Source organism: Bradyrhizobium sp. USDA 4369, from assembly GCF_054056435.1.
Genome location: NZ_JBSRYH010000001.1, coordinates 531,285 through 550,648, shown reverse-complemented (window position 1 = coordinate 550,648; position 19,364 = coordinate 531,285). Strand labels below are relative to the sequence as shown.

Annotated in this window: 20 protein-coding genes; all 20 read left to right on the top strand. The window is 65.5% G+C overall.

Going from position 1 to position 19,364, the window contains the following annotated elements:
- Positions 1-5: 5 nt before the first annotated feature.
- The 20 genes from ACVIJ6_RS02550 to ACVIJ6_RS02455 all read left to right on the top strand — a co-directional run bounded on the left by ACVIJ6_RS02550 (position 6) and on the right by ACVIJ6_RS02455 (position 19,360).
- Positions 6-1,022, top strand: a complete 1,017-nt coding sequence (locus ACVIJ6_RS02550; RefSeq protein WP_456771350.1) for an NADH-quinone oxidoreductase subunit B family protein — start codon at positions 6-8, stop codon at positions 1,020-1,022.
- Positions 1,019-2,458: a nickel-dependent hydrogenase large subunit gene (locus tag ACVIJ6_RS02545; protein ID WP_456771349.1), complete on the top strand. Its 1,440-nt coding sequence runs from the start codon at positions 1,019-1,021 to the stop codon at positions 2,456-2,458. Before ACVIJ6_RS02550 ends, ACVIJ6_RS02545 begins: the two co-directional genes overlap by 4 nt.
- Positions 2,459-2,683: 225 nt before the next feature.
- Positions 2,684-3,775 carry a hydrogenase small subunit gene (locus tag ACVIJ6_RS02540; RefSeq protein ID WP_456771348.1) on the top strand — a complete coding sequence of 364 codons (1,092 nt, stop codon included), beginning with the start codon at positions 2,684-2,686 and terminating at the stop codon, positions 3,773-3,775.
- A 21-nt stretch (positions 3,776-3,796) separates the two neighbouring features.
- Positions 3,797-5,587, top strand: coding sequence for a nickel-dependent hydrogenase large subunit (locus tag ACVIJ6_RS02535; protein WP_456771347.1), 1,791 nt, complete (start codon positions 3,797-3,799; stop codon positions 5,585-5,587).
- A gap of 13 nt (positions 5,588-5,600) precedes the next feature.
- Complete coding sequence (cybH, locus tag ACVIJ6_RS02530) at positions 5,601-6,344, top strand: Ni/Fe-hydrogenase, b-type cytochrome subunit (RefSeq protein ID WP_456771346.1); 744 nt, start codon at positions 5,601-5,603, stop codon at positions 6,342-6,344.
- A 14-nt stretch (positions 6,345-6,358) separates the two neighbouring features.
- On the top strand, positions 6,359-6,946 hold the full coding sequence (locus ACVIJ6_RS02525) for a HyaD/HybD family hydrogenase maturation endopeptidase (protein ID WP_456771345.1): 588 nt from the start codon (positions 6,359-6,361) through the stop codon (positions 6,944-6,946).
- 28 nt (positions 6,947-6,974) lie between these two features.
- Complete coding sequence (locus ACVIJ6_RS02520; protein WP_456771344.1) at positions 6,975-7,265, top strand: HypC/HybG/HupF family hydrogenase formation chaperone; 291 nt, start codon at positions 6,975-6,977, stop codon at positions 7,263-7,265.
- A 243-nt stretch (positions 7,266-7,508) separates the two neighbouring features.
- Positions 7,509-7,955 carry a hydrogenase accessory protein gene (locus ACVIJ6_RS02515; RefSeq protein WP_456771343.1) on the top strand — a complete coding sequence of 149 codons (447 nt, stop codon included), beginning with the start codon at positions 7,509-7,511 and terminating at the stop codon, positions 7,953-7,955.
- Positions 7,952-8,815, top strand: a complete 864-nt coding sequence (locus tag ACVIJ6_RS02510; protein ID WP_456771342.1) for a hydrogenase expression/formation C-terminal domain-containing protein — start codon at positions 7,952-7,954, stop codon at positions 8,813-8,815. The genes ACVIJ6_RS02515 and ACVIJ6_RS02510 overlap by 4 nt, the downstream gene beginning before the upstream one ends.
- Positions 8,812-9,021, top strand: a complete 210-nt coding sequence (locus ACVIJ6_RS02505; RefSeq protein WP_456771341.1) for a rubredoxin — start codon at positions 8,812-8,814, stop codon at positions 9,019-9,021. Before ACVIJ6_RS02510 ends, ACVIJ6_RS02505 begins: the two co-directional genes overlap by 4 nt.
- On the top strand, positions 9,018-9,521 hold the full coding sequence (gene hybE / locus ACVIJ6_RS02500; RefSeq protein WP_456771340.1) for a [NiFe]-hydrogenase assembly chaperone HybE: 504 nt from the start codon (positions 9,018-9,020) through the stop codon (positions 9,519-9,521). The genes ACVIJ6_RS02505 and hybE overlap by 4 nt, the downstream gene beginning before the upstream one ends.
- Positions 9,518-10,624, top strand: a complete 1,107-nt coding sequence (locus ACVIJ6_RS02495) for a nickel-dependent hydrogenase large subunit (RefSeq protein ID WP_456771339.1) — start codon at positions 9,518-9,520, stop codon at positions 10,622-10,624. The genes hybE and ACVIJ6_RS02495 overlap by 4 nt, the downstream gene beginning before the upstream one ends.
- Positions 10,617-10,958: a hydrogenase maturation nickel metallochaperone HypA gene (gene hypA, locus ACVIJ6_RS02490; protein WP_041750511.1), complete on the top strand. Its 342-nt coding sequence runs from the start codon at positions 10,617-10,619 to the stop codon at positions 10,956-10,958. Before ACVIJ6_RS02495 ends, hypA begins: the two co-directional genes overlap by 8 nt.
- Positions 10,958-11,899 (top strand): hydrogenase nickel incorporation protein HypB, encoded by a 942-nt coding sequence (gene hypB / locus ACVIJ6_RS02485; protein WP_456771338.1) that lies wholly within the window; start codon positions 10,958-10,960, stop codon positions 11,897-11,899. The genes hypA and hypB overlap by 1 nt, the downstream gene beginning before the upstream one ends.
- Positions 11,896-14,154, top strand: coding sequence for a carbamoyltransferase HypF (gene hypF / locus ACVIJ6_RS02480; RefSeq protein ID WP_456771337.1), 2,259 nt, complete (start codon positions 11,896-11,898; stop codon positions 14,152-14,154). The genes hypB and hypF overlap by 4 nt, the downstream gene beginning before the upstream one ends.
- The gene (locus ACVIJ6_RS02475) at positions 14,154-14,390 is read left to right on the top strand and encodes a HypC/HybG/HupF family hydrogenase formation chaperone (RefSeq protein WP_456771336.1); all 237 of its coding nucleotides are present in this window, start codon (positions 14,154-14,156) and stop codon (positions 14,388-14,390) included. The genes hypF and ACVIJ6_RS02475 overlap by 1 nt, the downstream gene beginning before the upstream one ends.
- Positions 14,387-15,514: a hydrogenase formation protein HypD gene (hypD, locus tag ACVIJ6_RS02470; RefSeq protein ID WP_456771335.1), complete on the top strand. Its 1,128-nt coding sequence runs from the start codon at positions 14,387-14,389 to the stop codon at positions 15,512-15,514. The genes ACVIJ6_RS02475 and hypD overlap by 4 nt, the downstream gene beginning before the upstream one ends.
- A complete protein-coding gene (hypE, locus tag ACVIJ6_RS02465; RefSeq protein ID WP_456771334.1) occupies positions 15,511-16,551 on the top strand; it encodes a hydrogenase expression/formation protein HypE in 1,041 nt (346 codons plus the stop codon). Before hypD ends, hypE begins: the two co-directional genes overlap by 4 nt.
- Positions 16,552-16,560: 9 nt before the next feature.
- Complete coding sequence (locus ACVIJ6_RS02460) at positions 16,561-18,018, top strand: sigma-54-dependent transcriptional regulator (RefSeq protein ID WP_456771333.1); 1,458 nt, start codon at positions 16,561-16,563, stop codon at positions 18,016-18,018.
- On the top strand, positions 17,993-19,360 hold the full coding sequence (locus tag ACVIJ6_RS02455) for a sensor histidine kinase (protein ID WP_456771332.1): 1,368 nt from the start codon (positions 17,993-17,995) through the stop codon (positions 19,358-19,360). The genes ACVIJ6_RS02460 and ACVIJ6_RS02455 overlap by 26 nt, the downstream gene beginning before the upstream one ends.
- Positions 19,361-19,364: the final 4 nt, after the last annotated feature.

The window sequence follows — 19,364 nt, the reverse complement described above, 5'->3', positions numbered from 1 at the left end:
CCACGATGGTCGGCGCGGAGGGAATGACCAGGATGTTGTGGCTGCAGGGCGCGAGCTGCGGCGGCTGCACCATGTCCATCCTGGAAAGCGGCGCCTCCGGCTGGTTCGACGAACTGCGCCAGTCCGGCATCGATCTGGTGTGGCATCCCTCCGTCAGCGAGGAGACCGGCGAGGAAGCCGTGGAATTGCTCGAGGCCATCCGCGGCGGGCGCGAGCGGCTCGATCTGCTGGTGCTCGAAGGCTCGGTCGCCCGCGGCCCCAACCTGAGCGGCCGCTTCAACATGCTGGCGGGCACCAGCCGCTCGATCTATCATTGGCTGCTCGATCTCGCGCCGCTGGCCGACTATGTCGTCGCGGTCGGCAGCTGCGCGGCCTATGGCGGCATTCCCGCGGCCGGCATCAACCCGACCGATGCGGTCGGATTGCAGTTCGAGGGGAGCGACGTCGGCGGCGCGCTGGGGGCAGGTTTCCGCTCGAGGCGCGGCTTGCCGGTGATCAATGTCGCCGGCTGCGCGCCACACCCCGGCTGGATCATGGAAAGCCTGCTTGCGCTCACGGCTGGCGATCTCACCGCCGACGGCCTCGACGCCGTCGGGCGTCCCACCTTCATCGCCAACCACCTCGCTCATCATGGCTGCTCGCGCAACGAGTTCTACGAGTTCAAGGCGAGCGCCGAGGCGATGTCGGAGCGCGGCTGTTTGATGGAGCATCTCGGCTGCCGCGCGACGCAGGCGGTTGGCGACTGCAATCAGCGCTCCTGGAACGGTGGCGGCTCCTGCACCAAGGGCGGCTATGCCTGCATCGCCTGCACGTCGCCGGGCTTCGAAAGCGCGCAGAACTATCTGCAGACGGCGAAGCTCGCCGGCATTCCCGTCGGACTTCCGACCGACATGCCCAAGGCCTGGTTCGTCGCACTCGCGGCCCTGTCGAAATCGGCGACTCCGCGCCGCGTGCGCGTCAATGCCACGGCTGATCACGTCGTGGTGCCGCCGAGCCGCTCGGGCGACAAGCGCAGTTCATGACCCGGATCACGGTCGGCCCGTTCAACCGCGTCGAGGGCGATCTCGAGGTTCGCCTGGATATCGAGAGCGGCCGTGTCGCGCGCGCCGAAGTCACCGCGCCGCTCTATCGCGGCTTTGAGCAGATCCTGGAGGGGCGACCGCCGCTCGATGCGCTGGTGATCGCGCCGCGCATCTGCGGCATCTGCTCGGTGTCGCAGTCGATCGCGGCGGCCAGCGCGCTGCGTCAGGCCATGGGCGTCGTGCCGGCGCGCAACGGCGTGCTCGCGACCAACATCGCCCATGCGGCCGAGAACGCCGCCGACCATCTGACGCACTTCTATATCTTCTTCATGCCGGACTTCGCGCGCGAGGCCTATGCCGCGCACGCCTGGCACGGCGCGGCGGCGGAGCGCTTCACCGCGACCAGGGGATCGGCGGCGCGCGAAGCCTTGCCCGCGCGCGCGCGACTTCTGGACATCATGGGCTTGATCGCCGGCAAATGGCCGCACAGCCTGGCGTTCCAGCCGGGGGGCACCACGCGCGCGATCGAGCTTGGTGAGCGTATCCGGCTGAATGCGGTTGCCGGCTCGTTTCGCGGCTTTCTCGAACGTGTGGTGTTTGCCGATACGCTCGAGAATGTGCTGGCCTTGTCGACGCCGGCTGAACTCGATCGCTGGCGCGACGGACGCGCGGGCGATTTCGCGCACTTCCTGCGGCTGGCCGATGCGCTGGCGCTCGCGGATCTTGGCAAGGGACCGGGGCTGTTGATGAGCTTCGGCGCGTATCACGATGCCGATGGCGCGCGCTTCCGCGCCGGGCTGCACGCCAGCGATGGAACGATCTCAGCCTTGCCGTCGGACCTGATCACGGAAGATGTCTCGCATGCCTGGATGCGTGAGACGTCGCGCGATCCGGCGGCGAGCCGCTCCGTGCCGGACGCCGACAAGGCTGACGCCTATAGCTGGAGCAAGGCGCCGCGGCTCGCCGGCGAGCCGGTCGAGGTCGGCGCACTTGCGCGACAGGCGGTCGATGGTCAGCCGCTGATCACCGCGCTGCTTGCATCCGATGGCAGCAACGTCCGCAACCGCGTGATCGCGCGGCTGATCGAGACGGCGCGACTCGCGCTCTCGATCGAAGGCTGGATCAAGGCGCTGCGGCTCAACGAGCCGTTCTGCGAGACCAGCGGTGAAACGACGGACGGCCGCTTCGTCGGGCTTGTCGAGGCGGCGCGGGGCAGCCTTGGTCATTGGCTCGCGGTCGGCGGCGGTCGCATCGAGCGCTATCAGATCATCGCGCCGACGAGCTGGAACTTCTCGCCGCGCGATTCCGATGGCGTTGCCGGGCCGCTTGAACAGGCGCTGGTCGGAACCGAGGTCGGTGACGCCGGCGCGCGCGCCGTCAGCATCCAGCACGTGGTCCGGTCGTTCGATCCCTGCATGGTCTGCACGGCGCATTGAGTGCGTCGCGCCTCGGCGGAAACAAGCTTGTCGGGTGCAAAGTGCGTGATTTCCGATTGTCACCCGCCATCACGCTCTGAACCGTCTGCGGCGTCGACTCTCTAAATCCAAGTATCTGGAATCATTATGATTCAAATCCAGCAATGATGCTGGCCCGCATCTTGCTGTCCCTCTCTGCCAGATCGCGATCGGATGATCGCCAACGCGATAGCAGGGGGAGGACTCATGGGCGCGACGACCGAAACCTTTTACAGCGTCATCCGGCGCCAAGGCATCACGCGGCGCAGCTTCCATAAATTCTGCAGTCTCACCGCGACGAGCCTCGGGCTCGGCCCGCTGGCCGCGACGCGTATCGCCAATGCGCTGGAGACCAAGCCGCGCACGCCGGTGATCTGGATGCACGGGCTGGAATGCACCTGCTGCTCCGAAAGCTTCATCCGCTCGGCGCATCCTCTGGTGAAGGACGCCGTGCTGTCGATGATCTCGCTCGATTATGACGACACGATCATGGCGGCGGCCGGACAGCAGGCCGAGGAGATCCTCGAAGAGACCCGCGCCAAGTACAAGGGACAATACATTCTGGCCGTCGAGGGCAATCCGCCGCTCAATGAGGGTGGGATGTTCTGCATCGATGGCGGCAAGCCGTTCGTCGAGAAGCTGAAGCTGATGGCCGAGGATGCGATGGCCATCATCGCCTGGGGCGCCTGTGCGTCCTGGGGCTGCGTGCAGGCCGCCAAGCCCAATCCGACGCAGGCGACTCCGATCGACAAGGTCATCACCAACAAGCCGATCATCAAGGTGCCGGGCTGCCCGCCGATCGCCGAGGTCATGACCGGCGTGGTCACCTTCATCACCACCTTCGGCAAATTGCCCGAGCTCGACCGCCAGGGCCGGCCGAAAATGTTCTACTCGCAGCGCATCCACGACAAATGCTATCGCCGGCCGCATTTCGATGCCGGCCAGTTCGTCGAGGAGTGGGACGACGAGGCTGCGCGCAAGGGCTACTGCCTGTACAAGATGGGCTGCAAGGGCCCGACGACCTACAACGCCTGCTCGACGGTGCGCTGGAACGGCGGCGTGTCGTTCCCGATCCAATCGGGGCACGGCTGCATCGGTTGTTCCGAGGACGGCTTCTGGGACAAGGGCTCGTTCTACGACCGGCTCACCACCATCAAGCAGTTCGGCATCGAGCGCAATGCCGACCAGATCGGCATGGTCGCGGCGGGCACGGTCGGAGCTGCGGTCGCGGCGCATGCCGCGGTGACGGCCGTGAAACGACTCGCGACCAAGCGCGACGACGCCAAGCAAGACCATTAAACCCAGTCAGGGCAGGCAACGATGGGCATCCAGACTCCCAACGGCTTCAATCTCGACAATTCCGGCAAGCGCGTCGTGGTCGATCCGCTCACGCGCATCGAGGGACATCTCCGCGTCGAGGTGAATGTCGACTCCAACAATGTCATCCGCAACGCGGTGTCGACCGGCACGATGTGGCGCGGCATCGAGACCATCCTGCGCGGCCGCGATCCCCGCGACGCCTGGGCCTTCACCGAGCGGATCTGCGGCGTCTGCACCGGCACCCACGCGCTGACCTCGGTGCGCGCGGTCGAGAATGCGCTGGGGATCATGATCCCCGACAACGCCAACTCGATCCGCAACATCATGCAGCTCTGCCTGCAGGTGCACGACCACCTCGTGCACTTCTATCACCTGCATGCGCTGGACTGGGTCGACGTCGTCTCGGCGCTGAAGGCCGATCCGAAGGCGACCTCGGCGCTGGCACAGTCGATCTCGGACTGGCCGCTGTCCTCGCCGGGCTATTTCAAGGACCTGCAGATCCGGCTGACCAAGTTCGTCGAGTCCGGCCAGCTCGGTCCGTTCAAGAACGCCTATTGGGGCCACGCCGCCTACAAGCTGCCGCCGGAAGCGAACCTGATGGCGGTCGCGCATTATCTGGAGGCGCTCGACTTCCAGAAGGAGATCGTCAAGATCCACACCATCTATGGCGGCAAGAACCCGCATCCGAACTGGCTGGTCGGCGGCGTGCCCTGCGCCATCAATGTCGACGGTACCGGTGCGGTCGGCGCCATCAACATGGAGCGGCTGAATCTCGTTTCGTCGATCATCGACCGCTCGATCGAGTTCGTGCAGAAGGTCTATCTGCCCGACGTCGTCGCCATTGGTTCGTTCTACAAGGACTGGCTCTATGGCGGTGGCCTCTCGGGCAAGAGCGTGATGTCCTATGGCGACATTCCGGAGAACGCCAACGACTATTCGGCGAAGAATCTCAAGCTGCCGCGCGGGGTGATCCTCAACGGCAATCTCAATGAGATCCTGCCGATCGATCACGGCGACCCCGAGCAGATCCAGGAGTTCGTCACCCACTCCTGGTACAAATATCCCGACGAGAGCAAGGGGCTGCATCCCTGGGAAGGCGTCACCGAGCCGAACTATCAGCTCGGCCCCAACGCCAAGGGCACCAAGACCGACATCAAGGAGCTCGACGAGGGCGGCAAGTACTCTTGGATCAAGGCGCCGCGCTGGCGCGGCAATGCGGTCGAAGTCGGCCCCCTGGCGCGCTACATCATCGGCTATGCGCAGAACAGGCCGGAGTTCAAGGAGCCGACCGACAAGCTCCTGAAGGCGCTGAACCTGCCTGTAACGGCGCTGTTCTCGACCCTCGGCCGCACCGCCGCGCGTGCGCTCGAATGCGACTGGGCCGCGACCCAGATGCGCTACTTCCAGGATAAGCTGGTGGCGCGCATCAAGACCGGCGATTCCTCGACCGCGAATATCGAGAAGTGGAAGCCGGAGAGCTGGCCGAAGGAAGCCAAGGGCTATGGCTTCACCGAGGCGCCGCGCGGCGCGCTGGCGCACTGGATCAAGATCAAGGAGACCAAGATCGACAACTACCAGTGCGTCGTGCCGACCACCTGGAACGGCTCGCCGAGGGATCCCAAGGGCAATATCGGCGCCTTCGAGGCGTCGCTGATGGATACGCCGATGGCGGATCCGGAGAAGCCGCTGGAGATCCTGCGGACGATCCATTCGTTCGATCCGTGCCTCGCGTGCTCCACCCACGTGATGAGCCCGGACGGCCAGGAAATGGCGACGGTCAAGGTCAGGTAGCGGGAGACGCGCCATGATGGATGTAGTTGCTCGTCCCGCCGAGGCCGAGCCCAACCTCGCCGCGATCGCGGCCGACGCAGCCGGCGAGCATGCGGTCGGCCGGCCCACGGTCTATGTCTATGAAGCGCCGGTGCGCATCTGCCATTGGGTCAACGCGTTCGCGATCCTCGTGCTGATGGTCACCGGCTATCTGATCGGGACGCCGCTGCCGAGTGTCGAGGGCGAGGCGTCGGCAAGCTTCGTGATGGGCTATATCCGGTTTGCGCATTTCGCGGCCGGGCAGGTGCTGGCGGTGTTCTTCCTCGCCCGCATCCTCTGGGCCTTTGTCGGCAACCACCATTCCCGACAGATCTTCTACATTCCGGTGCATCGCAAGCAGTTCTGGAAGGAGGTGCTGCACGAGATCCGCTGGTACGCGTTCCTGGAGCGCGAGCCGAAGATGTATGTCGGTCACAATCCGCTGGCGCAGACGGCGATGTTCACCGGCTTCACGCTGTTCGTCGCCTTCATGATCGTCACCGGCTTCGCGCTGTATTCGGAAGGCACCGGCATCGACAGCTGGCAGCACAAACTGTTCGGCTGGGTGTTTGCGATCTGGCCGAACAGCCAGGACGTGCACACCTATCATCACCTCGGCATGTGGGCGCTGGTGATGTTCGTGACGGTGCATGTCTACGCTGCGATCCGCGAGGACATCATGTCCCGTCAGAGCATCATCTCCTCGATGATCTCGGGCGAGCGGCAGTTCCGCGAGTGAGGAGCAGTACCGAGATGACGGACCACGCGAAGCTCGATCGCATCCTGGTGCTCGGCATCGGCAACATCCTGTGGGCGGATGAAGGCTTCGGCGTGCGGGTGGTGGAGGAATTCCACCGCCGCTACGCCGTCCCCGACAATGTCACGATCCTCGATGGCGGCACCCAGGGGCTCTATCTGGTCAACTATGTCGAGGAGGCGGACGGCCTGATCGTGTTCGACGCGATCGACTATGGACTTGTGCCGGGCGAGCTCAAGCTCGTCCGCGACGACGAGGTACCGCGCTTCACCGGCGCCAAGAAGATGAGCCTGCACCAGACCGGCTTCCAGGAGGTCCTGAGCGCAGCTGATCTGCTCGGCCGCTATCCGCGCCGGCTCGCCTTGCTCGGCTGCCAGCCGCTCGATCTCGAGGATTGGGGCGGCCCATTGACGGCACCGGTGCGCGCGCAGATCGGGCCCGCGATCGAGCTGGCCTGCGCGCTGCTGGCAGAATGGGGGGCGGCCGCCGTGCTGCGAAGCGAGCCGATCGCGGCCGATGCGCGGTTGCTCGCCAATGACATCGATCACCAGAGCTATGAGATGCGCGCCCGTCCGGCAGAGTGATTGCCGTGCGCCTGTGAAGGAATCTGCCATGTGCCTGGGCCTGCCGATGACGATCGTAGAGACCGATGGTGTCACGGCGTTGTGCAGCTTCGACGGTGAGGAGCGCCGCGTCTCGGTGCTGCTGCTGTCGGATCCGCCGGTCGGCGCCAAGGTCCTCGTCTACCTCGACAACGCCGTCCGTCTGCTCGATGACGAGGAGGCGCGGCTCATCGCCGACGCGCTGCGCGGACTGCATGCCGCGATGAACGGCGAGAATTGCGACGACTTCTTTGCCGATCTGGTCGGCCGCGAGCCGCAACTGCCCGACCATCTGCGCTGATGCATCGTCGCGGACGCCTGTGGCAGCTGTTCGAAATCTGACAATCTGATTTCCAATTGGAATGTAAGTTTTCAGACCGGTCTGGAAAGCTACTTCCCTTTTGTTGCGCTGCGATATCGAGAAAGAGAAATAATCTAGCAATTTCAATGCATTGTATGTGGTCGCCGCTTTCTTGAGCTGGCACATCGATTGCTAACCATCAAGCGTCAGTCGGAACGACAACTGGTCAGGGGAGAGACGTCGATGGATGTTCAGCAGCGCGCAGCGGCGCGGAGGCAGGGCGGCTTGCCGGAGGTCGACGCCGGCACAGTCGATGCGTTTCTCGCTGACGTGGACAGCGCCGGTGCCGTGGCGGTGCTGCTGTCTGCGGGCGATCCCGCGCGCTTTCCGGAGGCGCTCGATGTCGCCATCGTGCTGCCGGAGCTGATCACCGCATTTCAGGGCCGGCTGCGGGGCGCAGTGATCGCGCGCGAGGCCGAGGCCGAGCTCGGCGCGCGCTTCGGCGTGCGCGTGCAGCCCAGCCTGATCTTGTGCCGTGGCGCCGAACCAATCGGCCTGATCGCCAAGATCCAGGACTGGTCGGTTTATGTCGATCGCATATCGCGCCTGATTGATCGGCCCGTCGGCGCGGCTGCGACCGTGGTTGCCAGCATCGTGCCAGCGCACCAGACCTCGGGAGCTGGCCGATGAAGCCCGGATTCTGGATTGCGCCGGAGGGCGCGGAGCAGCCCGTCAGCGTGTTTCCGATCGGTGAGGAAGCGCTTGATGCACAGTACAAGGGCCTGACCGCCTCGGGTGCGCTGGCCAAGCTCGCCACCATGGATTCGGAGGCGCTGGCGCGCAGCTGTCCGCGCGCCGTCGAATTGCTGTCGACCATGGCGTCGGCGATCGCCGCACAGACCGCTGACGCGCCGACGCAGCTGTTCCGGCTCGACGGGTTCAATGACCTTGAGCGCCGCCTGATCGACGATGTGCTGGGCGAAGGTGAGGTCGCCGGCGTCGTCGCGTTGCCCGGCGGGCGGCTCGCGCAGATCCAGGAGTCGGTGCTGGCGGGCATCTGGCGGGTGCGGCTGGAGGCGCATGAGAGTCACGACTACATCGAGATCGGCTCGGTTCCCGAGATCGTTGCGCGCGCGGCCGTCGATCTGACGGCCGACGACATCGTCATCGGGCACGCGCCCGAGGGCACGATGAACGCGCTGCCGGTGCTGGCCGAGATCCGCGAGCGCGCGCGCGCCTGGCAGCCCGGCCAGCGATCGCAAACTATCAACTTCACGCTGCTGCCGATGAGTCCCGCCGACATGGTCTTTCTGCAGCAGACGCTCGGCAACGGGCCGATCCAGCTGGTCTCGCGCGGCTACGGCACTTGCCGGGTGCTCGCGACGGGGGTCCGCAATGTCTGGTCGGTGCAGTTCTTCAACGCCATGGACACGATCATTCTCGATACGCTGGAAGTCGGCGGCGTGCCGGTGGTCGCGCTCGCAGCCAGTGAGGATTTCGAGGATTCCGCCGAACGCCTGCAGCAGATCATCGAGGCCTATTTCACATGAGCGGCTTCGAGAATTTCGGCGTCCGCAGCGATCTCGCCGATGATGTGCTGCTGGAATGCGGCATCTGCTGGACCCGCTACGATCCGGCGGAGGGAGATGGGGTTGCGCAGATTCCGCCGGGCACGCCGTTCGCGGTGTTGCCGGACGACTGGCGCTGCCCGAACTGCGACGCGCCGAAGGCCAAGTTCATGGTGGTCGAGTCATGAGCGCCGTCCTGGCAGGGCAGGGCAGGATTGAGCCCGCACCGGCCGCGTGGGGCGAGCATCTCGCCAGCATCTATCGCGAGATCGGCGTACGCGCGATGCGCGAGCTGCCGATCTATCATGATGCGCTGACCGTCGAGGCCGTCGGCTTCGACAGTTTCGCAGGAGTGACGATCGGCATCGTCATCACGCCGTGGTTCATGAACGTGGTCACGCCGGCCCGGCATGGCGCGCCTGGAGCCTCCGTCGCGATGGCGCTTCCGGCTGGGATGTTCGAGTTTACCATCGGCGATGTCGAAGGCTTTGGACGCATCGCCAGTTGCTCGCTGTTCTCGCCGATGTTCCAGTTCGAGGACATGGCGGCGGCGCGCGCCGCGGCCGAGGCCGCGCTGGCGACGCTGCTGACGGCGCCCGACGCGGAGGAATTGCCGAGATCTGCCGCCGCGAGCGCGATCGACCGCCGCTCCTTCCTGCGCGGCACCTTGTCGGAGCGCCGCGCATGACCCTGGCTTTTCGCAACCACATCGATGTCACGCTGTTGGTCGCAGCTGAGATGATCGTCGGTGTCACGATCGAACCGCGCTCGCGGCCGCCGCTCGGACGGCTGTTTGCCGGCAAGCCGGCCGAGACGCTGCTGGCGGCGTTGCCGCGGCTGTTCTCATTATGCGCCACGGCGCATCAGGTCGCCCTCTTGTCTGCGCTCGAAGCGGCACGCGGCCATCAGGTGCCGCCGCTGACGCGGTATCGGCGCATCACCGCCGTGATCGTGGAGTGGTTCGCCGAATTGCTGCGCGGCGTTCTGGTCAGCCGTCTCGCCGGCGATCGCAGCGCCCTGGCGCAGCTGCAGCTTCTGCTGCAGGCGGTGGCCTCGCTGCAGGCCTCCGCGGGGGCCGGGAGCGCGCGGCAATCTCGCAGCGCAACCTTGTCGCAGATCAAGTTGGCCCTGGCCGCCCTGGGTTTAGGATCGGTTGCGGAGCCCGTGGTGCGGGGAACTCCGCTTGCGTCGATCATGGATGCGGCCCGCAGAGCCGAAGCCGACGGAGGATGGAAGCAGATGCCGGCCGAGCACGGTGTCCTGTCGGCCGCCGACGATGACACCATCGTCGCTCGATTGATCGATCCGCAGGACGCCTTCGCCGAAGCGCCCGAACTTGCCGGGTGCGTTCCGGAGACCGGGGTCTGGGCGCGGCAAGCATCGCGTCATCGGCATTCATCCGCGGGGTCCGTCGAGCGTCTCATGGCAAAGCTGACCGAACTCGCCGAACTGCTGTGCTGGATCGAGACCGGCGAGGCCGAGGACGAAGCGGTCGACCAGGACGTCGTCGCAACCTACGCGCTCGGCCCACGGCGCGGTGCGGCCGCCGTCGAATGCGCGCGCGGCCGGCTGCATCACGCGGTCGAGCTGGATACGGAAGGCCGTGTCCGCCGGTTCGAATTTCTCGCGCCGACCGAATGGAATTTTCATCGCCGCGGCCCGGTTGCCGGCAGCCTGACAGGGGCTCGGCTTTGCGGCTCCGCCGATCGTGCCGCGATCGAGGCGATGATCAGTTCCTTCGATCCCTGCGTCGGCTACCGTCTCGCGGTCCGGGAGATGGCCGATGCATGAAATGGCGCTGTGCGAGGGCATCGTCGATATCGTCGAGCAGGAAGCCCGCAAGGGCGCGTTTTCCAGGGTCAAGACCGTCTGGCTCGAGATCGGTACGCTCAGCCATGTCGCTCCCGATGCGCTCCGGTTCTGCTTCGAGGCGGTGACGGCCAATACCATCGCGCGCGGCGCTGCGCTGGAGATCATCGAGCAGCGCGGCACGGCCTGGTGTCTGTCCTGCTCGCGGAGCGTCGAGATCAGCCAACGTTACGATCCTTGCCCCGCCTGCGGCAGCCATCAGCTGCAGGTGACGGGCGGCGAGGACATGCGGGTCAAGGAGCTGGAGGTCGAGTGATGTGTACTGTCTGTGGGTGCGGCGACGGCAAATCCTCGATCGAAGCGGGTGATCATCATCACGATCATGGCCATAATCATGCTGGTCATCATCACCATCACCATCACGATCATCATCATCATGGTCATGTCCACGATGACCACGATCATCATCACGCGCATGACCATGATCATGACCACCATCATCATCATGGCCCTGCCGACCGCATCGATTGTTCTGCAAACCCGGCCGGTCAGGAGATTGCCGGCCTGTCCAGCGGCCGCATCATCCAGATCGAGCGCGACATTCTCGGCAAGAACGACCGCCTCGCGGCGGAGAACCGCGCGCGCTTCGCCGCGCATGACGTGCTGGCGTTCAACATCGTCTCCAGTCCAGGCGCTGGCAAGACCTCACTGCTGGTCCGCGCCGTCTCCGATTTGAAGCCGAGCCGTCCCGTCGCGGTGATCGAGGGCGATCAGCAGACGTCGAATGATGCCGAGCGCATTCGCGCCACCGGCGTGCCGGCGATCCAGATCAATACCGGCAAGGGCTGTCATCTCGATGCGGCGATGGTCGGCGAAGCCTACCGCCGTTTGCCGTCGCTGCGCGGCGGGCTCCTGTTCATCGAGAATGTGGGAAATCTCGTATGCCCGGCCGCCTTCGATCTCGGCGAAGCCTGCAAGATCGTCGTATTCTCCACCGCTGAAGGCGAGGACAAGCCGCTTAAATACCCGGACATGTTCGCCGCCTCGGCGCTGATGCTGATCAACAAGATCGACCTGGCGCCGGTGCTCGATTTCGACCTGGCACAGACCATCGAATATGCCCGCCGGGTCAATCCCAGGATCGAGGTGCTGACGATCTCGGCCAAGACCGGTGAAGGCTTCTCGGCGTTCTACGCCTGGATCAGGAAGCAGACAGACCGGATGCGGGCCGGCACGCTCGGGACCGTTCAGGGATGAGCACGTCCGGGCCGACATTGGCGTTGCAGCACAGGCGTCTCCGGCTCCGCGTCCGAGGGGCCGTGCAGGGCGTGGGCTTTCGCCCCTATGTCCATGGTCTGGCCCGGCGCCATCATCTTGGGGGTTTCGTCGCCAATGACGCGCAGGGCGTCGTGATCGAGGTCGAAGGCGAGGAGGTCGCGTGCTTCGTCGCGGCGCTGCCGCGGCAGGCCCCGCCATTGGCGCGCATCGATGACATCGCGGTCGAACCCGTGGCGGCCCAGGCCAGCCGCGATTTCTGCATCTCGGAAAGCGTCGGCGGTCGGGTGACGACGCGGATCGTGCCGGACGCCGCCACCTGCGATCAGTGCCTCGCCGAACTGTTCGATCCCGAGAGCCGCTTCCATCGCTATTCCTTCGTCAACTGTACCCATTGCGGTCCGCGCTTCACGATTGCGGAGCGTCTGCCTTACGATCGCGCGACCACGGCGATGAAGCGCTTTCCACTGTGCGAGGCCTGCCAGGCGGATTACGAGAATACGGGTGGTCGCCGCTTCCATGCCGAAGCGATTTCGTGCCCACGCTGCGGGCCGCGTCTGAGCCATGGCGTTGACGACATCGCGGCAGCGTTGGCCGCCGGCCGGATCGTCGCCATCAAGGGGCTCGGCGGTTATCAGCTGCTCTGCGACGCGCATGATGAGCAGGCCGTTCGCCGCCTGCGCGCGCGCAAGCGGCGCGACGGCAGGCCGTTCGCCGTGATGCTGGCTTCAGCGGCTGCGGCCAATGAGATCGCCGACATCGATCCGGCTGAAAGCGCGCTGCTGGAGCAAAGGGCGCGGCCGATCGTGCTGGTGACATCGCGCGGCGGCATCGCGCCCTCGGTCGCACCGGGGCTCGCCAAGGTGGGCGTCATGCTGCCGGTCGCGCCTTTGCACCATCTGATCTTGCATGAGCTCCACGCCAAGCATGGCGAGACGGCGCGGGCGCTGGTCTGCACGAGCGCCAATCTGAGCGGCGAGCCGCTGCTGACCGGCAATGACGAGGCCCTCGCCGGATTGGCTGACATCGCCGATCTGATCGTGACGCATGACCGCGACATCGTGATCCGGGCGGACGATTCCGTGGCGGCGGTCATCGCTGGTGCGCCTCGCTTCATCAGGCGCGCACGCGGCTATGTTCCAGAGCCGATCCGGCTCGCGCATGCCGTGCCGCCGTGTCTCGCCGTCGGCGCGTATCTGAAAGCGACGGTGACGGTCACGCGCGGTGACGAGGCGTTCGTGTCGCAGCATCTCGGCGATCTCGACACGGCGCAAGCGGTCCGCTTCTTCGAAGAGACGATTGGCCACCTCACCTCCATTCTCGATGTCGCGCCGGTCTTGATCGCGCATGATCTGCATCCCGACCTGGCCTCGACGCGCTATGCGCAATCCTGCGGTCTGCCTACGCTGGCCGTGCAGCATCATCATGCGCATGCCGCCTCGGTGATGGCCGAGCACGGATTGACGGAACGTGGGCTCGCGCTGGTGCTCGATGGCTACGGCTATGGCAGCGATGGCGGCGCTTGGGGCGGCGAGCTGTTATTGTGTGAGGGGGCTCGCTTCCAGCGCCTTGGTCATCTCGCGCCGCTGAAGATGCCGGGGGGCGACCGGGCCGCACGCGAGCCGTGGCGGATGGCGGCCGCCGTGCTGTACGAGATGGGACGCGATGCGGAGATTGCGTCGCGCTTCGCAGCCCAGCCTCAGGCACGCAACCTCGCCATGCTGCTGCAGCGCGCCGATGCCCCGGCCACGACCAGCGCCGGCCGGCTTTTCGATGCCGTCGCGGGACTGCTCGGCGTCAACATGGTCCAGAGCTACGAAGGCGAAGCCGCGATGAAGCTCGAGGCGCTCGTGCGTGAGCCGGTGACGCTGGCGCGCGGCTGGAGCATCAGCGATGGCGTGCTTTCGTTGCGTCCCCTGCTTACGCATCTGATCGAGAGCAAACTCGGCCTCGCCGAGGCGGCGGCGCTGTTTCACGGCACCTTGGCCGCGGCCTGTGTCGATCTGATCGGAACCGCGGCGCGTGCGACTGGCATCGATATCGTCACGCTGAGTGGCGGCTGCTTCCTCAATACGCATCTGGCGACGCAGATCATCAGCGGCTGTCGCGCTGCCGGCCTCGATGCGCGGCTGCCGCGCCAACTGCCGCCGAATGATGGCGGCCTCAGCCTGGGCCAGGCCTGGATCGCGGGGCAGAATATCATGCATAACGAAAGAATCTCTGGAGGGAGCGTCTGATGTGCCTGGCCATTCCTGCGGAGGTGATCAAGCTGTTGGCTGACGACATGGCGATCGTATCGATCGATGGCGTCAGCAAGGAGGTCTCGGTCGCGCTGATCGAGCAGATCGCCGTCGGCGATTACGTCATTCTTCATGTCGGCCACGCGCTGGCCAAGATCGATCCCGAGGAGGCGCGCGAAACGCTCGACCTGCTCCGGCAGATGGGTGCGGTGACGGCGGAGGTTTCCCCATGAAATATGCCGACGAGTTTCGCGACAAGGAGCTGGCAACGGGTCTTGCGCGCGCCATCCGCGCCAAGGCCGATCCATCGCGCGCCTATCGCTTCATGGAGTTCTGCGGCGGCCACACGCATGCGATCGCGCGCTATGGTTTGGAGGACATGCTGCCGGACAATGTCCGCATGATTCATGGTCCGGGTTGCCCGGTCTGCGTGCTGCCGGCGGGGCGCATCGACATGGCGATTGCGCTGGCCGAGCGTCCCGAAATCATCCTCTGCGTCTATGGCGATCTCATGCGCGTGCCGGGGTCGCGCGGGTCCTCGCTGCTCAAGGCGAAAGCGCGGGGCGCCGACATCCGCATGGTTTATTCGACCTTGGACGCGATCGCGCTCGCCGAGCAGAACCCCAGCCGCGAGGTCGTGTTCTTCGCCATCGGCTTCGAGACCACGACGCCGCCGACCGCGGTGATGATCCGCGCCGCAGAAAAAAAGAGCCTCACGAATTTCAGCGTGTTCTGCAACCACGTCCTGACGCCACCGGCGATGCGCGCGATCCTCGACAGCGACACGCCGATCGAGATCGACGGCTTTGTCGGACCGGCGCATGTCTCGACCGTGATCGGCACCGAGCCTTACGCGCCATTCGCGCGCGACGACCGCAAACCGGTGGTGATCGCGGGCTTCGAGCCGCTCGACATGATGCAGGCGATCCTGATGCTGATCGAGCAGGTCAATGACGGCCGCCACGAGGTCGAGAACCAGTATCGCCGCGCGGTGGCCGGTGGCGGCAACCAGCGCGCAATCAAGGAGGTCGCCGCGCTGTTCGAACTGCGCGACCAGTTCGAGTGGCGCGGTCTCGGCAGCATCCCGGCGAGCGCGTTGAAGCTGCGTCCGGCCTTCGCGCATCTCGATGCCGAGTTGCGTTTCGCGATGGCAGAGCGGGTCGTCGCCGACAACCCGGCCTGCGAATGCCCGGCGATCCTGCGCGGCCTGAAAAAGCCGGTCGACTGCAAGCTGTTCGGTACGGCGTGCACGCCGGAGACGCCGGTCGGCTCCTGCATGGTGTCGTCGGAAGGCGCCTGCGCGGCGCATTGGACCTATGGCCGCTTCCGCGACCATCAGCGGAGGCTCGCATCATGAGCATGCATCAACGCCGGCTCGATCTGAAGACCGGCTGCGTCGATCTCTCGCACGGCGCCGGCGGCCGCGCGATGGCGCAGCTGATTGCCGGCCTGTTCCACGAGGCATTCGGCAATGAATGGCTGGCGCGCGGCAATGACCAGTCGACATTCGATGTCGCCGCCGGCCGGATGGTGATGACGACCGACGGCTATGTCGTGTCGCCGCTGTTCTTCCCGGGCGGCAATATCGGCTCGCTCGCGGTGCATGGCACGGTCAACGACATCGCGATGGCCGGCGCCAGGCCGCTCTATCTGTCGGCCAGCTTCATCATCGAGGAAGGCTTCCGGTTCTCCGACCTCAAGCGCATTGCTGATTCGATGGGTGAGGCGGCGCGCGACGCCGGCATCGCGATCATCACCGGTGATACCAAGGTGGTCGAACGCGGCAAGGCGGATGGCGTCTTCATCTCCACTGCCGGCGTCGGCGTGCTGCCGAACGGCCTGGACCTGTCAGCCGACAAAGCGAGGCCGGGCGATCGGGTGCTGCTGTCAGGCAGCCTCGGCGACCACGGCGTCGCCATTATGTCGAAGCGGCAGAACCTCACCTTCGAGACCGAGATCGTCTCCGATTCGGCGTCACTTCACGGCCTGGTCGCAGCCATGGTGGCGGCCGGTGGCCAAGGCCTCCGGCTGATGCGCGACCCGACCCGCGGCGGTCTCGCCGCGACCATGAACGAGATCGCGCAGCAATCCAATCTCGGCTTCCGGCTGCAGGAGGATGCCATTCCGGTCAAGCCGGCGGTGGCCGCTGCCTGTGAGCTGCTGGGATTGGACCCGCTTCATGTCGCCAATGAAGGCAAGCTGGTCGCGGTGGTCGCACCGGAGCAGGCCGATGCGGTGCTCGCCGCCATGAAGGCGCATCCGCTCGGGCGCGATGCGGCTCAGATCGGCGAAGCTGTCGCCGATGATCATCGCTTCGTCCAGATGGCAACCAGCTTTGGCGGCGGCCGCATCGTCGACTGGCTGTCGGGCGAGCAACTGCCGCGGATCTGCTGAGACGGCGAGATGGGAATCCAGGGAACGATATTGGTGGTGGACGATGAGGTCCGGTCCCAGGAGGCGCTGCGGCGCGTCCTGAACCAGGACTTCGAGGTCCTTTGCGCCGGCAATACGACCGATGCCGAGAAGCTGCTCGAGGGCGAGATCGTCCATGCCGTGATCTGCGATCAGCGCATGCCGCAGGAATCCGGCGTCAGCTTCCTGAAGCGCGTGCGCGAGCTGTGGCCGGACCCGGTGCGGATGATCATCTCCGGCTATTCGGATTCCGAGGACATCATCGCCGGGCTCAACGAAGCCGGCATCTATCAGTACATCACCAAGCCCTGGCAGCCGGATCGCCTGATCGAGATCGTGCGCGAGGCCGTTCAGCTCTATCGGCTGCAGAAGGAGACAGAGACCGCCGGTGTGGACGTCAAGGCGACGCCGGCGCATATCAAGCAGGTCGTGTCCGTCAAGCGCGGCGCGGCCAAGAAGCTGTACGATTTCGACCGTATCGTGCACTCGGCCGCAAGTCCGATGCGCAACGTGATCGAGCTCGGCCGCCGCGCCGCCGACTATGACATCTCGGTGCTGATCACCGGCGAGTCCGGCACCGGCAAGGAACTGCTGGCGCGTGCGATCCACTATGGCTCGGCGCGCGCGACCAAGGCGTTCGTGGTCGAGAATTGCGGCGCGCTGCCGGATGAGCTGCTCGAGAGCGAGCTGTTCGGCTGCAAGAAAGGCGCGTTCACCGGCGCCTATCAGGACCGCATCGGCCTGTTCGAGGTCGCCGATGGCGGCACCATTTTTCTCGACGAGATCGGCGAGACCTCGCCGGCGTTCCAGGTCAAGCTCTTGCGCGTGCTGCAGGAGAGCGAGATCCGGCCGCTCGGCGCGCAACGTGTCCGCAAGGTGGATGTCCGCGTGGTCGCGGCCACCAACCGCGATCTCGAGGCCGAGGTCGAGGCCGGGCGCTTTCGTCGCGACCTGTATTACCGGCTTGCCGCGTTCCCGGTGCACATGCCGGCGCTGCGCGACCGACCGATGGACATTCCGCTGATTGCCGAAGGGGTGCTGTCGGCGGTGAAGACCTCGTTCAACCGGCCGCATCTGCGCTTCGCGCCACCCGCGCTGGAGGAGTTCTGCCGTTACCACTGGCCCGGCAATGTACGCGAGCTGCAGAACGAGATCCAGCGCATGGCGGTGCTTGCGGATGCCGACGAGCTGCGCTGCCCGCCTTTTGCCGGGCGCCGCAATGGCCGCCGCGCCGCGCCTGCGGTGACCCATGGCAAGCTGAACGGGACGGCGAGCCTGAAGGACAGGGTGGAAGATCTCGAAAAGACCATCATCGTTGACTGCCTGGAGAAATATGATGGTAACATCAGCCGGGTCGCGAGCGAGCTCGGCCTCTCGCGTGTCGGCCTGCGCAACAAATTGTCGAGATACGATCTGAAGAAAAATGGCAAAGGCCACGCACTCTCCTGAGGCATCGGGGGCTGATACGCTTCTCAAGCTGATCGCGAGCAGCAGCACGCTGGAGCTCGACAGCGAGCGCGAGGGCGTGTGGATCGAAGTCATCCGCAAGATGGACGAGGTCTATTCCGACCTGCTGCGCTACGAGGTCGATCTCGAGCACAAGAATGCCGAGCTCGAGGAGGCCCAGGCCTTCGTCACCAATGTCATCGAATCCGTTTCCGACATCCTCGTCGTGTGTGACGCCAAGGGCACCGTCCAGCAGGCCAACTCCGCGTTCCTGCAGACCTCGGGACTGAGCCCGGCTGATATCAGCGGCCGCAACATCGCCGAGATGATCGATCTGCCACACCGGGCGCAACTGCCATCGCTGCTGAAGCCGCGCAGCAGCGCCGAGGTCGTCGATGGCGAGCTTCGGTTTGCCGCCCAGGGCTCAAGCTCCGACCTGTTCGCGATCAACAGTTCGCCGCGGCACGACCACCGCGGGCGCTTCATCGGCGTGGTGCTGACCGGCCGTCCCATCGGCGAGCTCCGGCGGGCCTACGAGGCGCTGCACAAGGCGCATCAGGAGCTGCAGCGGGCGCAGCGGCAATTGGTCGAGCAGGAGAAGATGGCGAGCCTCGGCCGGCTGGTTGCCGGCGTCGCTCATGAGCTGAACAATCCGATCAGCTTCGTCTACGGCAACATCCACACCTTGATGCGCTACCGCACCTCGCTGGTCGGCTATCTCGATGCCGTCCATGAGCAGCCGGTGGCGGACGAGCTCGCCGCGCTGCGCTCGGATCTCAGGATCGACGCCATCCTCGAGGATTTCGGGCCCCTGATCGAGGGCACGCTGGAAGGCGCGGTGCGGATCAGCGAGATCGTCAAGAATTTGCGCCGCCTGTCATTCTCCAAGCTCGGCGAGGTCGAGCGCGTCAATATCGAGCGGCTGATCAACACCGCCGTGCTGTGGGCGGGACGCACCAAGCAGCATCGCGTCGATATCCAGATCGAGGTCGAGCCGGATGTGTGGATTTCCGGCAATGAGGGCCAGTTGCATCAGGTGATCGTCAATCTCGTCGAGAACGCGATCGACGCCATGCGGTCGACCGAGCTGCCGCGTCTCCTCGTCACGGCGGCGCGCCAGGGCAACGAGATCGCGTTCAGAATCTCCGACAACGGACCCGGCATCGACCAGGACCATCTCAGCCATATCTTTGAGCCGTTCTTCACGACGAAGCGCGTGGGCGAGGGCACCGGACTCGGACTGTGGATCAGCTATGGCATCGTCCGCGAGCATGGCGGCGAACTGATCGCGAGCAACGCGCCGGACGGCGGCGCGATCTTCTCCTTCGCTCTGCCGGCGGCGTAGGCCG

Bases quoted from the DNA above. Each gene is read 5' to 3' on its own strand.
- hypA (WP_041750511.1), top strand. From the start codon at position 10,617: ATGCATGAAATGGCGCTGTGCGAGGGCATCGTCGATATCGTCGAGCAG.
- ACVIJ6_RS02525 (WP_456771345.1), top strand. From the start codon at position 6,359: ATGACGGACCACGCGAAGCTCGATCGCATCCTGGTGCTCGGCATCGGC.
- hypE (WP_456771334.1), top strand. From the start codon at position 15,511: ATGAGCATGCATCAACGCCGGCTCGATCTGAAGACCGGCTGCGTCGAT.
- hypB (WP_456771338.1), top strand. From the start codon at position 10,958: ATGTGTACTGTCTGTGGGTGCGGCGACGGCAAATCCTCGATCGAAGCG.
- ACVIJ6_RS02495 (WP_456771339.1), top strand. From the start codon at position 9,518: ATGACCCTGGCTTTTCGCAACCACATCGATGTCACGCTGTTGGTCGCA.
- ACVIJ6_RS02540 (WP_456771348.1), top strand. From the start codon at position 2,684: ATGGGCGCGACGACCGAAACCTTTTACAGCGTCATCCGGCGCCAAGGC.
- hypD (WP_456771335.1), top strand. From the start codon at position 14,387: ATGAAATATGCCGACGAGTTTCGCGACAAGGAGCTGGCAACGGGTCTT.
- ACVIJ6_RS02550 (WP_456771350.1), top strand. From the start codon at position 6: ATGGTCGGCGCGGAGGGAATGACCAGGATGTTGTGGCTGCAGGGCGCG.
- ACVIJ6_RS02545 (WP_456771349.1), top strand. From the start codon at position 1,019: ATGACCCGGATCACGGTCGGCCCGTTCAACCGCGTCGAGGGCGATCTC.
- cybH (WP_456771346.1), top strand. From the start codon at position 5,601: ATGATGGATGTAGTTGCTCGTCCCGCCGAGGCCGAGCCCAACCTCGCC.
- ACVIJ6_RS02475 (WP_456771336.1), top strand. From the start codon at position 14,154: ATGTGCCTGGCCATTCCTGCGGAGGTGATCAAGCTGTTGGCTGACGAC.
- ACVIJ6_RS02510 (WP_456771342.1), top strand. From the start codon at position 7,952: ATGAAGCCCGGATTCTGGATTGCGCCGGAGGGCGCGGAGCAGCCCGTC.
- ACVIJ6_RS02520 (WP_456771344.1), top strand. From the start codon at position 6,975: ATGTGCCTGGGCCTGCCGATGACGATCGTAGAGACCGATGGTGTCACG.
- ACVIJ6_RS02515 (WP_456771343.1), top strand. From the start codon at position 7,509: ATGGATGTTCAGCAGCGCGCAGCGGCGCGGAGGCAGGGCGGCTTGCCG.
- ACVIJ6_RS02535 (WP_456771347.1), top strand. From the start codon at position 3,797: ATGGGCATCCAGACTCCCAACGGCTTCAATCTCGACAATTCCGGCAAG.
- ACVIJ6_RS02460 (WP_456771333.1), top strand. From the start codon at position 16,561: ATGGGAATCCAGGGAACGATATTGGTGGTGGACGATGAGGTCCGGTCC.
- ACVIJ6_RS02505 (WP_456771341.1), top strand. From the start codon at position 8,812: ATGAGCGGCTTCGAGAATTTCGGCGTCCGCAGCGATCTCGCCGATGAT.
- hypF (WP_456771337.1), top strand. From the start codon at position 11,896: ATGAGCACGTCCGGGCCGACATTGGCGTTGCAGCACAGGCGTCTCCGG.
- ACVIJ6_RS02455 (WP_456771332.1), top strand. From the start codon at position 17,993: ATGGCAAAGGCCACGCACTCTCCTGAGGCATCGGGGGCTGATACGCTT.
- hybE (WP_456771340.1), top strand. From the start codon at position 9,018: ATGAGCGCCGTCCTGGCAGGGCAGGGCAGGATTGAGCCCGCACCGGCC.